This window comes from Sorangium sp. So ce327 (genome assembly GCF_051530205.1).
GTDB classification, from domain to species: Bacteria; Myxococcota_A; Polyangia; order Polyangiales; family Polyangiaceae; genus Sorangium; species Sorangium cellulosum_B.
This window is the reverse complement of sequence record NZ_CP150330.1, coordinates 5,209,707-5,223,783: the sequence shown is the minus strand read 5'-3', so window position 1 is coordinate 5,223,783 and position 14,077 is coordinate 5,209,707. Positions and strand designations below refer to the sequence as shown.

Annotated in this window: 8 protein-coding genes; 3 read left to right on the top strand and 5 right to left on the bottom strand. The window is 74.4% G+C overall.

What is annotated here, in order from left to right; translation table 11 throughout:
• Positions 1–154: 154 nt before the first annotated feature.
• The 3 genes from WME95_RS19555 to WME95_RS19545 form a co-directional block, all read right to left on the bottom strand.
• Positions 155–2,296, bottom strand: coding sequence for a peptide ABC transporter substrate-binding protein (locus WME95_RS19555; RefSeq protein ID WP_437909855.1), 2,142 nt, complete (start codon positions 2,294–2,296; stop codon positions 155–157).
• 187 nt (positions 2,297–2,483) lie between these two features.
• Complete coding sequence (gene galE, locus WME95_RS19550) at positions 2,484–3,500, bottom strand: UDP-glucose 4-epimerase GalE (protein WP_012236077.1); 1,017 nt, start codon at positions 3,498–3,500, stop codon at positions 2,484–2,486.
• A 108-nt stretch (positions 3,501–3,608) separates the two neighbouring features.
• Positions 3,609–6,053 carry a peptide ABC transporter substrate-binding protein gene (locus tag WME95_RS19545; RefSeq protein ID WP_437909854.1) on the bottom strand — a complete coding sequence of 815 codons (2,445 nt, stop codon included), beginning with the start codon at positions 6,051–6,053 and terminating at the stop codon, positions 3,609–3,611.
• Positions 6,054–6,124: 71 nt separating this feature from the next.
• On the opposite strand from WME95_RS19545, the gene WME95_RS19540 reads away from it, so the two are divergent.
• Complete coding sequence (locus WME95_RS19540; RefSeq protein WP_437909853.1) at positions 6,125–10,525, top strand: hypothetical protein; 4,401 nt, start codon at positions 6,125–6,127, stop codon at positions 10,523–10,525.
• Positions 10,526–10,552: 27 nt separating this feature from the next.
• On the opposite strand, the gene WME95_RS19535 is transcribed toward WME95_RS19540, so the two are convergent.
• The gene (locus WME95_RS19535; protein ID WP_437909852.1) at positions 10,553–11,584 is read right to left on the bottom strand and encodes an OmpA family protein; all 1,032 of its coding nucleotides are present in this window, start codon (positions 11,582–11,584) and stop codon (positions 10,553–10,555) included.
• Between the two features lie 229 nt (positions 11,585–11,813).
• The gene (locus WME95_RS19530) at positions 11,814–12,860 is read right to left on the bottom strand and encodes an RNA polymerase sigma factor (RefSeq protein ID WP_437909851.1); all 1,047 of its coding nucleotides are present in this window, start codon (positions 12,858–12,860) and stop codon (positions 11,814–11,816) included.
• A 117-nt stretch (positions 12,861–12,977) separates the two neighbouring features.
• On the opposite strand from WME95_RS19530, the gene WME95_RS19525 reads away from it, so the two are divergent.
• Positions 12,978–13,514 carry a L,D-transpeptidase family protein gene (locus WME95_RS19525; RefSeq protein ID WP_437553637.1) on the top strand — a complete coding sequence of 179 codons (537 nt, stop codon included), beginning with the start codon at positions 12,978–12,980 and terminating at the stop codon, positions 13,512–13,514.
• 105 nt (positions 13,515–13,619) lie between these two features.
• A complete protein-coding gene (locus WME95_RS19520; RefSeq protein WP_437282361.1) occupies positions 13,620–14,045 on the top strand; it encodes an EVE domain-containing protein in 426 nt (141 codons plus the stop codon).
• Positions 14,046–14,077: the final 32 nt, after the last annotated feature.

The following is a 14,077-nucleotide window of genomic DNA, read 5'->3' as shown; positions in this document are numbered from 1 at the left end:
GTTTCCGCCCACCTCTGCTACACGCGTCGCCGAGCGGCGGTCACCCGCACAGGAGACGGGCCCAGATCGGCGTTTTCGGCGCGCAAGCGCACTCCGGTGCGCTGAGCACCGAAAACGTCGAGGTGGGCCCGTATCCGAAGCGGGTGACCGTCGCTCACCCCCCGAGCCGCCCCGGCGGCGGCAACTCCAGCACGGGCGGCGGCTCTCCGGCCGGTCCCTCCTTCTGCTTCTGCCAGTCCGGGTCGATCCAGAGCCATTTGATGAGCTGCGTGTTCCGCGCGTTGGGGATGAACCCCCTCACCCACGGCTTCACCAGGGTCGGCTTCTCCTCGAAGTAGAGCGGTATCCTGCTCATCCCGTCGAGCGCCCGCCGCTCGGCCGCCCGGAAGCGCCGGATGCTGTCCCTGGGATCGGCCGTCGCGGCCGCCTCGCCGACCGCCTTGTCGAACTCCGCGTCTGCCCAGCCGGTCCGGTTCTGGGGGCTCTGCGACAGGAACGTCCCGAGCCACGTCTGCGGATGGTTGTAGTCGGCCAGCCAGCCCAGCCGGATCACCTGGAAGTTGCCGTCGCGGAGGTCCTTGAGCATCACCCGCCACTCCTCGCTGCGCAGCGTCGCGGAGACCCCGAGGTGGCGCTTCCACATGTCCTGGATAGCCACGGCGACCTGCGCGTGCCCCTCCCCCGTGTTGTAGAGGATCTCGAGCGGCGGAAACCCCTTCGCCCGCAGCTCGTCTCCCTCGCGGGCGACCTCGTACCCGGCCTCGGCGAGCAGCGCGCGGGCGCGCGCCGGGTCGTGGCCGACCTCGGGGCTCGAGAACGGATCCACGCCGCGCGCCCTGTCCTCCGCCGCCTGCTCGGCGTAGCCGGATCCCGTGATGTCGGGCACGTAGTGGGTCGCCGGCTTCCCGAGCCGCGTGATCTTCTCGACGAGCTCCCGCTTGTCGATCGCGAGGTTCAGCGCCCACCGGACGCGCGGATCGTCGACCGGCGGCTTCCTCGTGTTGAGCTCGTAATACACCGTGGAGAGGAACTCGGTGCGCCGGAGATCCTTCTTCCCGGACAGCCAGCTGCGGTGGTCGTACGGGAGCTCGCAGTTGTCTCCCAGGTAGTCGATGTCCCCCGCCTTGTAGAGCTGCAGGGTGGCGTTGTGCTGGGCGATCTCCATCCAGACGATCCGGTGGATCCTGAGCGCGTCGTGGCCCCAGTACGCCGGGTTCCGGTTCATCGTGATCTCGTACCGGAACTTCCACTCGTCGAGCCGATAGGGCCCGTTGACCACCATGTTCTCGGGGCGAAACCAGAGCTCCGGCTCGCCCCGCGCCTCGAACGGCTCGACGACGTCGCGGCGCACCGGGAACAGGGTGACGAAGCTCGTGAGATCGGTGAAGTACGGCGCCGGCTGCTCGAGCTCGACGTCGAGGGTCAGGTCGTCGCGGGCCCGCACGCCCACGGCGGTGTCGTCCTCCACGAGCGAAGACGTGGCGACGAACCCGGTCGCCCCTCCGGAGCCGGAAGGCGGCGCGGCGCGAGCGCCCGGGGCCGCGGCGGGGTCGTACGTCGGGAGGCTCGCGTGGGGCGCGACCAGCGCGTAGGCGGCGGCCTCCACGGGCGCGAGCAGGCAGCCCGGGAGGAAGCCGCGGCCCGCTGGCCCCTCGATCTCGAACCAGCGATCGGCCGCGCCATTGCAGGCGATCGGCGGGCCGGCCGCGAGGAGCGCGACCTCGGCGCCCCGCCACCCGCCGCCCGGGGTGGCGTCGCGCGCCGCGGGCGGCGGGGTCGCGCCGGCCGCGTCGAACGAGAGCCGCTCGCCGGCGCCCTTCGCCTCGTCGGGCTCGGCGTAGGTCACCGAGGTCACCCCGGCGGGCGGCGCCGGCAGGGGCGCCACCGCCGACGTCACCCGGGCGGGCGACTGGCCGAGCACGACGACGAACGCCCCCTTGGGCAGATCGAGCGCGGGCGCAGCGTCGGGACGAGGCGCGCGGCGCAGCGTCGCGCCCTCGCGCAGCGCCTTGAGCTTGCCCAGGTTGAAGAGCTCGCCGTTCTTGAGGACGTGCAGGTTCGTCGCGGCGAGCGACGCCGTTGAGGGGCGCAGCACGCGCTTCCACGCGTACTCGAAGTCGTGCGCCGTCACCGGCTTGCCGTCCGACCAGCGCGCCTCGGGCCGCAGGTGGAACCGGAAGAGCCGGTTGTCGTCGCTCCGCTCCCAGCGCGCCGCGACCCCCTGCGTGGCGTGGAGATCGCCGGGCGCGTAGCTGGTCAGCCCCTCGAACATCTGGTGGAGCAGCGTGATGCTCACGGAGTCCACGGCCTTGCCGGGATCGAGGTACTCCGGCTCGTCGCCGTTGTTGACGTAGAACGTCGTGACGTCCTTGCCGACGCGCGACGTCGTCCCGACGTAGCCCTCGGTCTCGCCCGCGCAGGCCGCGAGCAGGCACGAGAGGGCCGCGAGCAGGAGCGCCCTATCGCGCCTCAGATCCGCGGCCCTAATCGGCGAACCCCTTCGGGTTCTGCTCTTGCCAGCGCCAGCTGTCGCGGCACATGGTCTCGAGATCGCGCTCCGCGCGCCAGCCGAGCAGCTCGATCGCGCGCGCGGGGTCCGCGTACACCGAGGCGACGTCCCCGGGGCGGCGCGGCACGATCTCGTGGGCGACGCGCCTCCCGCTGACCTTCTCGAACGCGGCCACCATCTCCAGCACCGAGTGCCCCCGCCCGGTGCCGAGGTTGACGGTGAAGCTGTCGCCGACGGTGAAGATGCGGTTCAGCGCGGCGAGGTGCCCGAGCGCGAGGTCGACCACGTGAATGTAGTCGCGCACGCCCGTGCCGTCCGGCGTCGGCCAGTCGCCCCCGAACACCCGGAGCTTGTCGCGCCGCCCCACGAGGACCTGCGTGATGAACGGCGTCAGGTTGTTCGGGATCCCGTTCGGATCCTCCCCGATGAGCCCGCTCTCGTGGGCGCCCACGGGGTTGAAGTAACGCAGCGACCCGAGCGACCAGCCCCCGGTGGCCGCCACGTCGCGCAGGATCTGCTCCACCATGAACTTGGACTGCCCGTAGGGGTTGGTCGGTCCGAGCCGGCTCCCCTCGTCGAGCGGCACGCGCTCGGGATCGCCGTACACGGTGGCGGACGAGCTGAACACCAGCTTCCGCGCGCCCCGCGCGTCGAGCGCCTTGAGCAGGCACACGGTGCCTGCGACGTTGTTCTCGTAGTACGAGAGCGGCTTCTCGACCGACTCGCCGACGGCCTTCAGCCCCGCGAAGTGGATGGTCGCGTCGATCGGGTGCTCGGCGAGCAGCCGATCCAGGAGCGCCGCGTCGCGGATGTCGCCCTGGATGAACGTGACCTGCTTCCCGGCGATCCGCTCCACCCGCTCCACCGCCGCCTTGCGGCTGTTGCAGAGGTTGTCGAGGATCACCACCCGGTAGCCCGCGTGGAGGAGCTCCACGCAGGTGTGCGAGCCGATGTAGCCCGCGCCTCCGGTGACCAGGATCGTCTTGCTCATGTCGTTCTCCCGAGAGGGTCTATGCCGCGCTCCCGTCGATGAGGCCACGGCACAGGCCGGCGCGTCAACGGGGACCTCGGGGCGCGGCCAGCCGGCCCAGCGGCGCCGTCAGGGCGCGCCCAGCCGCCCCGGCGCCGGGAACTCGAGCTCCGGAAACGCGGTCTCGTTCGACGGGTTGTCGCGCCAGCTCGGGTCGTTCCACAGCCACTTCACGAGCTGCACGCCGCGCGAGTTGCCCTTGAACCCCTTGACCCACGGCTTCACCAGCGTCGACTTCGTGTAGAAGTAGAGCGGCAGCTTGGGCATGCGATCGAGGGCCCGCTTCTCCGCCTTGCGGAACGCCCGGATGCTCTCCTTCGGATCGGCCGTCGCCGCGGCGGCGCGCATCAGATCGTCGAACTCCTGGTCGGCCCATCCGGTCCGGTTCTGCGGGCTGTACGAGAGCAGCGTGCCGAGCCACGTCGCCGGGTGGTTGTACTCGCCGATCCAGCCGAACCGCACGACCTGGTAGTGCCCGTCGCGCACGTTCTTGAGCATCACCTTCCACTCCTCGTTCCGCAGCGTGACCGAGACGCCGAGGTGGCGCTTCCACATGTCCTGGACCGCGACAGCGATCTGCTTGTGGCCCTCGCTCGTGTTGTAGAGGAGCTCGAGCGCCGGGAAGTTCTTCGCCCGGTACCCGTCGCCCTCCTGGACGACCTCGTACCCTGCCTCGGCGAGCATCGCGCGGGCGCGCTCCGGGTTGAACGCGACCTCCGGCGACGAGAACGGATCGACCCCGAGCTTCCTGTCCTCGGCGACCGCCTCGTCGTAGCCCGATCCGGTGTAGTCCGGGACGTAGTGCGTGGCCGGCGTCTGCCCCGCCCGCGTGACCTTCTCGACGATCTGCCGCTTGTCGACAGCGAGGTTGAGCGCCCAGCGGACGCGGGCGTCGTCGACCGGCGGCTTCTTCGTGTTGAACTCGAACCAGTAGATGGAGAGGTACGGATACCGCTGGAAATCCCGCTTGGTCGACAGCCAGTCCATGTGCTCGGCGGGGAGCGAGGTGTTGTCGCCCAGGTAGTCGAGATCCCCCGCCTTGTAGATGTTCATCGTGGCATTGTAGAGCTCGACCTCCAGCCACACGACGCGGTGGATCTTCAGCTTGTCGCGGTTCCAGTACATCGGATTCCGCTTCATCGTGATCTCGTAACGGAACTTCCACTCATCGAGCGTGTAAGGGCCGTTGACCACGATGTTCTCGGGGCGGAACCAGAGCTCGGGCTCGCCGCGCTTCTCGAACGCCTCGATCACGTCCTTGCGCACGGGGAAGAGCGTCACGTAGCTCGTGAGATCGGTGAAGTAGGGCGTGGGCTGTTCCAGCTGCACGTCGAGCGTATGGTCGTCGCTCGCCCGGACGCCGACAGCCCTGTCGTCCTCCACGAGGAGCGCGTCGGGCACGAAGCCCACGGGGGGCTCGCCCTGCGCGGCGCTGCCGGAGGGCGGCGCCGCGGCGTCGTACGTGGGGAGGCTCGTGTGCGGCGTGACGACGGCGTACGCCTCCGACCGGGGCGCGCCGCCCGCGCTCTCCTTGCCCGGGTTGCCGGCGTTGCCCGCGGGGGGGACGAGCGCGCAGCCCGGGAGGAAGCCGCGCGCGCCGCCCCGCTCGATCTCGAACCACCGGTCGGCGGCGCCATTGCATTTGCACGGCGGGCCCACGCGGACGATGTCGACGACGGCGCCCTGCCAGCCGCCGCCGGGCGCCGAGCCGAGCGGCGCCGCGCCGCCAGCGGCCGCGTCGCCTCCTGCCGCGCCGCCTCCTGCCGCGCCGAACGAGAGCCGATCGCTCGCGCCGCCCTTCGCGTCGCCCTTCGCGAAGGTCACGGCGGCGGAGCCCTCCGGCAGCGCCGCGAGGGGCGCGATCGCGGTGTCCACCTGGATCGGCGAGCGCGCCAGCACCACGACGAACGCCCCCTTCGGCAGATCGAGCGCGGATGGCGCGTCGGGCCGGGGGGCCGCGCGGAGCGGCGCGGCCTCGCGCAGCGCCTTGAGCTTGCCGAGGCTGAACAGCTCGCCGTTCTTGAGGACGTAGAGGTTCGTCGCGGCGAGCGAGGCGGTGGAGGGGCGCAGCACGCGCTTCCACGCGTACTCGAAGTCGTGCGCCGTCACCGGCTTGCCGTCGGACCAGCGCGCCTCCGGCCGCAGGTGAAACCGGAAGAGCCGGTTGTCGTCGCTCTGCTCCCAGTGGGTCGCGACCCCCTGCACCGGGCGGAGGTCGCCGGCGCCGTAGGTCGTCAGCCCCTCGAACATCTGCTGCACGAGCGTGGAGCTCGCCGAGTCGTTGGATTTTCCTGGATCCAGGTACTCGGGCTCGCTGCCGTTGTTGATGTAGATCGTCTCTGTGTCCTTGCCGACGCGCGCGGTCGTCCCCGCATACCCGCCCTCGCCCTCGCTGCACGCCGAGAGCGCGAGGATCGCGAACCCGAGCGCCGCGGAGGCGCCGCGCGCCCCGCAACCGGCGCTCCCGCCGCCCCCCGCGCCGCCGGCACCTCGTCGCTCCGAAGCCCGTCGCATATCGCGCGCGTAGCACGGCGCTCCGGGGGCAGGAAGACAGGGGTGGTTTCGTGTAAGGTCGCGCGCGCGTCATGCTGCACGATCGCGTGTCCTCCTCGCCGCGCGCTCTCCCGCTCTGCACCGCGCTGCTCCTCGCGCTGCTCGCCGCTGGCTGCGGCGGCGCGGCCTCCCCGGGCGCCACGCCCCCACAGGCCGCCCAGTGCGATCCTGCGCACCTCGACGCGTGCGAGCGCGCCCTCGCCGCGGCGCTCGCCGAGGGCCGGCCCCCGCGCGAGCTCGCCCTCGGGTACGTCGCTGCCCGCGCCGCCCGGGACGCCGACGACCCTTGGGCGCTCTTGCTCCGCGACCTCGACCGGCGCGCCGGGCGCGCGCCGCGGGCCGCGGTCATCGTCGAGGCGGGCGCAGAGGCCACGGCGACCGCGCGAGCGCCTGCGGCCGCGGCGGAGGCGAAATGGATCCGCGCCGCGCCGCTGCCGCCCCCCGGGGCCCTGGGCGCGGACGCGCTGCTCCTCGCGCTCGGCGAGGCCCTCGGGTACGAGCACCTCGTCCACGCGCGCGCCCGCCACGGCGCCGTCCAGCTCTTTCCGGCCGATCCGCTCGCGCCGTTCATGGCCGGCCTCGCGCCGATCGCGCGCGGCGACGCGTCGCTCTCGCGGGTCGCGGACGACATCGCGCTCGCCGCGCTCGTCCGCCGCGCCTTTGGCGCCGCCGGCCGCTTCCGCTACGTCGAGGCCGCGGCCGCGGCCGACGCCCTCGCGGCCGCGATGAAGGGGCGCGACCCGAACGACGAGCCGGTCCTGCGCGGCCGCTACGCGCTGCAGCTGCTCGCGACCGCCGGGGTCGCGCTCGAGGAGGCCGAGGACGACGCGACCGGCACGCCCTCGGCCCCCCGGCTGGACCCGCCGCCCGCGCCGGGCGACACGCCTTACGGCGACCTCCTCCGCGTGCGCACGGCCCGGGACGGCCGCGCCGCGTGGCGCGCCCACGGCGCGGCCGTGCTGCGGGCCGTCCCCGCGGACCGGCGCGCCGCGCTCGACGACCTGCTCGGCAAGGCCCCTGGCTGCGGCCGGGACGTCGCGCCGCCCATGGAAGGTCCGCGCGACCTCGTGTTCGCCGTGGCGCTCGCCGGCGCCCTCGCCCAGGGCGATCCTGCCGCTGCGCCCGCCGCGCCCGCGAGCACCGCGGCGTCGCCGGGACGGCGCCTCCCGCTCGACGCATGGCTGCCGCGCTACGAGGCGCTCGTCCGCGCCGTCGACCAGACGAGCACCACGTGGGCCCTCGCGCCCAGCCTGCTCCACGAGCGCGGCCCCGCGCCCGCCGCGAGCCAGGCGGGGAGCGCCGTCCACCGCCGCGCCACCGAGCTCGGCCTCGCGCACCTCGCCGCGCTGCGTGCCCTCGCGGAGGCCGAGCCGCGCCGCTACCGCGCGCTCGCGCTGATCCCCCTCGCCTACAGCCCCGGGGTGCTCGCCGACGAGCCGCTCCGCGACGCCATCGTCGACCTCACGCAGATCGCCGTGCAGCGCCGCATGGCCGAGGCGCACGACCCGGAGGCCGTCCTCGGCGCGGCGCTCGCCGGCGTCTTCGCGGGCATGGCGTACCCGCCCGAGGTGCAGCCCCCGCACTTCCTCGCCCTGCAGGGCGCGCTCACCGCCAAGCTCCGCGGCGAGCTCACCGAGCAGGCCGGCTGGGGCGTCGCCGGCCTCTACGCCGCCGACGCGCTGTACCGGCTGGCCTCCGGTCAGGCGCCGGATCTCGCGTTCTCGTCCGCGCAGATCGAGCGCGCGCTCGCGCCGGCCCCGGCACTGCCCTACCCCGGCCTCGCGGCGCTCGCCGCGAGCCTCTCCCGCTACGCCGCGCTCGGCGCCGCCGGCGCGCTGGATCCGCAGGCGACCGACGCGGCCAGGCTCCCCCCGGAGCGCCGGCAGGCGCGCGACGCGCTCCGGCGCGCCGTCGCGGGGCTCGCGGCGGGCGATGCCGACGCCGGCGCCGCGGAGGCGCCCCCGCCCGAGCTCGTCGAGGACGTCACCGCGCTGGCCGACGGCGTCCTCGCCGTGCTCCTCACCGAGCGCTCGCGCAAGCCGCCGCCGGCCGGGGCCGCCTGCGCCGCCGGGCGCGGGCCGAGCCCCGAGGCCCGCCGCGCCCTCGCGCGCCTCGGCGACGTCCGCCGGCGGATCCTGCGCGCGCCGCGGTACAGGCAGGGCGACGGCCTGTGGGCGCGCCGCGCGCGGCTCCTCGTGACGCTCCTCTCCGACGCCATCGATCTCCTCTCGGCGCCGCCGCGCGCCGCCGGCGCGCCGGCGCGCGTCGCTCCGCCGCGCTTCACCCTCCCGACCGCGGACGCCGAGGCCGCCGTCGCCGCGGGCCTCTCCGGCTGGGTCGACCACGACCTCGCCGACGCGCTCACCGGAGGTTATGCGCTCGCCCGCGCGCTCCTCGAGTCGTCCACCGCGGAGCGCTTCGCCGAGCGGAGCGGCGCCCCGCTCGGCCGGGTGCTCCGCGGGCTCTCCGCGGCGTTCCGCGACGATCCGGCGCGGCGCGGCGGCGTCGGACGAGGCCCCGCCGGCGGCGCGCTGCTCGACGCGCTCGCGTCGCTCCCCGCCGCGCGCGACGGCGGCGGCGGCGGCGATCTGCGGGGCCTGTTCGTCGGCTACGCCCGCGCGTTCTCGGCCCTCGGGCTGCGCGACCAGGCCGATCTCGCGCTGCTCGCCTCGCTCCTCGGCGCCGCCGTGCTGGGCGGGCCGCCGTCGCCGGACGCCATCGCGCTCGCGAACGACAGCGGCAGCCGGGTCGCCTGGGCGCTCTCGTACCTCGGCGAGATCGCGAAGGCCCGGGCCGGCATTGCCCCGGATCCGTCGGCGTACGCTGCCGCCATGAGCAAGGCGTCCGACGACGCCTGCCAGGCGGCGGACACCGGCGACGTGCTCGCCCTCGTCGGCGCCGTGCGCGACTTCGCCGGCGGCCGGCGCGCCGAGGCGCGCGACGCCCTCGACCGCGTCCTCGCCGCCGCCGACGCCCGCGGCCTGCGCGTGCCGCGCATGACCTACCGCTACGAGGAGAAGACCGCGACCCGCGTCTTCTCGCTCAGCTTCGACGTCTCGTACGGCGCAGGGCTCCTCGAAGGGGCGAACAGCTTCCAGCTCGGCCTCGGGCTCCGCACCCGCGGCGAGCCCGAGGGCTCCCTCGCCGCGGCGCTCGCGCCCGAGGGCTCGCCCCGGAGCGACGAGGACGCGGCGCGCGCCTACGTCAGCGCCGCGGCGCTCGCGGCCGCCTACCACTTCCTCGAGGGCGACGCCGAGCGCGGCACCGCGGCGGCGCGCCGGGCGATCGCCGCGCTCTCGTTCGGCCTCCGGCTCGGGCGGCGGGCGCTGCGCCCGGACCAGCCGCTCGCCTGGGGCCGGGACGCCCGCGCGCTGCTCGCGATCGACGCCCAGCTCGCGGCCGAGGCCGGTCACCCGTTCCTCGCCGGCGACCTCTGGACGCTCGTCCGCGGCCTCCTGCCGCCGGACGCGGACGACGCCGCGGTCGCGGCGCTCCTCGATCCGCTCCCGGCCGGCCTCGCCGCTGTCCAGGGGCTCGACCCGCTCGTCGCGAGGACCGCGCGCTCGCTCGCCGCGGTCGCCAGGCCGCTCGCGTGCACCGAGGCCAGGGTCGAGCTCGGCGGCTACGAGGAGCCCGCCTGCGACGCCTACCCGCTCGCGCTCTCGCTGCGCATCGCCGACGTCCTCGGCAAGCTGCCGCACCTCCAGCGACGGGCGCGCGCGGGCAGCGCGGCCGCGTGCCCTGCCCTGCGCAGCCTCGACGGCTTCCTCACGGCGGCGGAGCGGGGGACGTACGACCCCGACGCGTTCACGGCCGCCGTGGAGGCGCTGCGGCAGAGCGGCCGGCTCTACGACGCCGGCGTGATGCTGGCGCGGCAGCGGCGCGAGGGGCACTGCGGCCCCGTCGTGCTCGCCGCCGCGCGCGCGCTCGGCCGCGCTCCCTCGCTCGGCCCCGCCCTGCGCGCGGATCTGCTCAGCGTCGCGGTACGCTGCGCGGCCGCGGCGCTCGACGCGAGCGTCGTCGATGACCTGATGGCGCTCGACGGCGAGACGCGCGCCCTCCCCGACCTCGGCCGCAACCTGAAGGTCGTGCTCTTCGCGACGGAGCTCGCCGTGCGCGAGCAGCGCTGGGACGTCCTCTCACGGCTCTCGAAGCAGCCCGACTTCGTCGGCCGCTTCCGGGGCGCGAGCGAAGACGCGGCGGCGACCGCGCGCCTCATCGAGGCCGCGGCGGCCGTGCTCGCCGGCGAGCCTGCGCCGCGCGACGCCCCCGGAGACGGCGCGTGCGGCGCGCCTCTCGCCGGCGATCGCGCCGCGCTGTGCGCCGAGATCGAGCGCCTGCGCCCGGGCGCGCTGCCCGAGCCGCAGCGCCGGCAGGCCGCGCGCGAGGCGCTCACGAACCTGCTCGCGGCCGCGCGCGGACAGGCTCGCTAGCCTGCCCGCTCGCGCGGCGCCGAGCGCCTACTTCACGCTGGCGGGCTTCGTCTCGGCCGGCTTCGTGTCCGCGGGCTTCGCCGCGGCCGGCTTCGTGTCCGCGGGCTTCGCCGCGGCGGGCGCGGCGGGGGCAGGCGCGGCGGCGGCGGGCTGCGCTGCAGCCGGCGGCGCGGCGGCGGGCGCCGGTGCGGCAGGCGCTGCGGCGGGCTTCGCGTCCGCGGGCTTGGCGGCGGCCTTCGGGTCCACCGGCTTCGGGTCGGAGGCCTTCGTGGGGCCCTTCGGCGCTGTCGCGGGCACGCCGGCCGGCTTGAGGCCCTTGGCGGCGACCGCGGCGCAGGCGAGCTCGACGCCGGTGTCCTTGCCGTCGAGCCGCATGATCTTGATCTCGACGCGGCGGTTCTTCTCCTTCGCCTCCTCGGTCTCGCCCGGATCGGTCGCGCAGTGCGCCCCGTAGCCGGCGGCCCGCACGCGGTTCTTCTCGACACCGAGCGCGGTGAGCGCCTTCACCACCGCCTCGGCGCGCTTCTTCGTGAGCGTCACGGTGGCGGCGTCGTTGCCGACCTTCTCGGAGTAGGCCGCGACCTCGACGAACTGGATCTGCGGATGGTCCTTGAGGATCTGCGCGACGTTCGCGAGGAGCCCCTGCGAGGCGGGCTCGATATCGGGCTTGCCGGCGACAAAGGCGATCTTCTCGTTGAGCTTCACCTCGTTGCCGTCCAGCGCGACCGGCGGGACGTCGGGACAACCGTCCTCGTCCTTGTAGCCGTTCTTGACCTCGGCCTCGGTCGGGCACTTGTCCGCTTCGGCCACGAAGCCGTCTCCGTCCGGGTCGGTCGACTTGCAGCCGTCCTTGGCGTCGGGCGGCAGGCCGTCCTCTTTCTCGGCGACGCACTTGTCGGCGCCGTCGTCGAGCACCCCGTCCGCGTCCGCGTCAGGGGGCGGCGCAGGCGGCGCAGGCGGCGGCGGCGCGGGCGGCGGTGCCGGCGCCTTCGCGGTCTGCTGCTGGGGCTCAACCGCGCAGCCGGCGCTCGCCGCGAGCAGCGACACTGCGAATGCCATTCCAAGCCATCTCGTCGTTCGCATCTCCTGGGCTCCTCTCCTTGGCGTCGTTGATGGCGCCGAGCGCCAGCGTGTTTAGACGACTACGCCGGAAACTGCGAGATGGATTCGTACGGCGGCGCGCGCCGCTCCCCCTCGGAAGCGCGTCGGCCCCCCCGCTCCGGAGGCGACGGCGAGCCGTCGAGTTCGGCTCGATCTCGGCGCGTCGTTCGCCCCTCGGCGCGAGCAGCTAGAGTTTCCCCGACGGGAAATCCAGCTCGTCGACCTTCGATTTCGGCGCTGCTTTCCTCGACTTGAGCATCTGTTCCTTGAGCATCTGCTCCGCGCGCACCGACGAGGTGGGCTTCTGTGCGGGCGGCGGCGCCACCTTCGGGCGAGGCTTCGGCGCGGGGCGAGAGTTGCTCTCGTCCTTCTTGTCGAGCTTCTCGTTGACGGGCGCCGGCGCCTTCTCCGTCGGCGCGCGGAGCGCCTCGAGCGCGCGCTCGCGCGCCGCGGCGATCTCCGGCGCGTCGCGGCCCGCCGGGTCGAGCCGATCGGCCTCGTCGAGCTGGTCCAGGCACCGGCGGAAGGCCGCTTCGTCGCAGGCGCGCAGCGCCTCGGCCCGCAGCGACCGCGCGCGCTCCAGCGCGTCGAGCGGCGAGGGCGGCGCGACGGGCGGCGAAGGCCCGTCGGGCGGCGCGCTCGGCTGCGGCTCGGGCAGGGGCGCGATCAACGGCGCGTCGCTCGTCGACCGCAGGAGCCGGGCGACGATGATCGCGAGGATGGCCAGCGCCGCGACCGCGGCGAGCTCGGCCATCCAGCGCTCCCGCATCCATCGCCGCATCCGCGACACGCGCTGCCGCACCCGGGCGGCGGGCACCTGCTCCTCGGCGGCGATGTTCTCGAGCTTCTCGCCTTCCCCTTCCCGGGCCATCCACGACAGCGTCTGCCGGGCGTCGCGGCTCGCGGAGGCCTGCTCTTCCGCCCAGCGCGCCAGCTCGCGCGCCTCGACGGGCGGCGGTCCGACCGGCAGGTCGGGCAGCTCCGTCGCGGCCTCCCGCGCCGAGCGCCGGTGGTGGTCGGCCACCTTGTGGCGCGCGATCCCGAGGAGCCAGCGCCGGAGCTCCGTCGGGTCGGCCGGGCGCCCCGACGACGCGAGCGCGTCGCAGAGGACGGTCTGCACCACGTCGTCGACCTCGCCGCTCGGGACGCGCCGCCGCACGAAATCCTCGAGGGCTCGGCGGAGCCCCGGCTCTGCCAGGGGGTTCGTCGCGGGGGTGCGGTCCTCGGTGGTCATCGGCGTGCTCATCGACCCTGCATCGCGCCGCGGCCGCGGAGTGTGACGCGCCCGATCGAGAATACTGCAGGCCCCGGCCGGGCGTCACACTCTCCAGCCCGGCGCCGACGGTCGGGCATGCTCCTCAGGCCCCCTCTCGTCCTCGCCGCGGCGTTGCTCGCCGCTTCCCTCACCCACACGGTCCCCTCCCTGACCGCCGCCCGGGGCGGTGCCCCGCCGGTCACCGAGATCCGGATCGACAAGAGCGAGCACACGCTCGATCTCGTCGCGGGCGGCAAGATCGTCCGGTCCTACCGGGTCGCCCTCGGACCGGGCGGACCGGGGCCGAAGCGCTACGAGGGCGACAGGCGCACCCCCGTCGGCACGTACCGCGTCTCGGGCCGCATCAACGGCCTGTTCCATCGGTTCCTGATCGTCAGCTACCCGAACGAGGAAGACCGCGCGCGCTTCGCCGAGCTCAAGCGGCGCGGCGAGGTCCCGCCGGGCCGCGGCGTCGGGCACAGCATCGGCATCCACGGCGTGGGGAGCGCGCAGCTCGCCGGCGTGCACAAGGAGAGCGACTGGACGCTCGGCTGCATCGCCCTCGACGACGACGAGATTGACGAGATCGCGCGTCGAACGCCGGACGGCGCCAAGATCGTGATCACCGACTGAACGGGCGGTGCTAGGGTAGCCGGTCAAATCGACGGGCTGTCCGTCGAGGATGAGAGCGCGACGGCGAGGCCGGCGCCGCCCTCGCGCCTGCCCTGGAGATCGTGCATGTCTCGCCGTTACTGGCTGATGAAGAGCGAGCCACAGAAATATTCGTTCGCGCAGCTCGTGCGCGACGGCCAGACGATGTGGGACGGCGTCCGGAACTTCGAGGCCCGCAACAACATGCGGGCCATGAAGCAGGGGGATCTCGTGCTCTTCTATCACTCGAGCGAGGGCAAGGCGGTCGCGGGCGTGGCGCGCGTCAAGCGCGAGGCGTACCCGGATCCGACGGCCGACGCCGACGAGGACTGGAGCGTGGTGGACATCGAGCCGGTCGCGCCGTTCAAGGTGCAGGTGAGCCTCGACACGATCCGCGGCGACGAGTCGCTGGCCGAGATCTCGCTCTTGAAGCGGTCGCGGCTCAGCGTGGTGCCCGTCTCGAAGGAGCACTTCGATCGGGTGCTGAAGCTGGGCAAGACCAAGATCGCTTGACGCGCGGACCCGGGGAAACGACTAATCCCGTC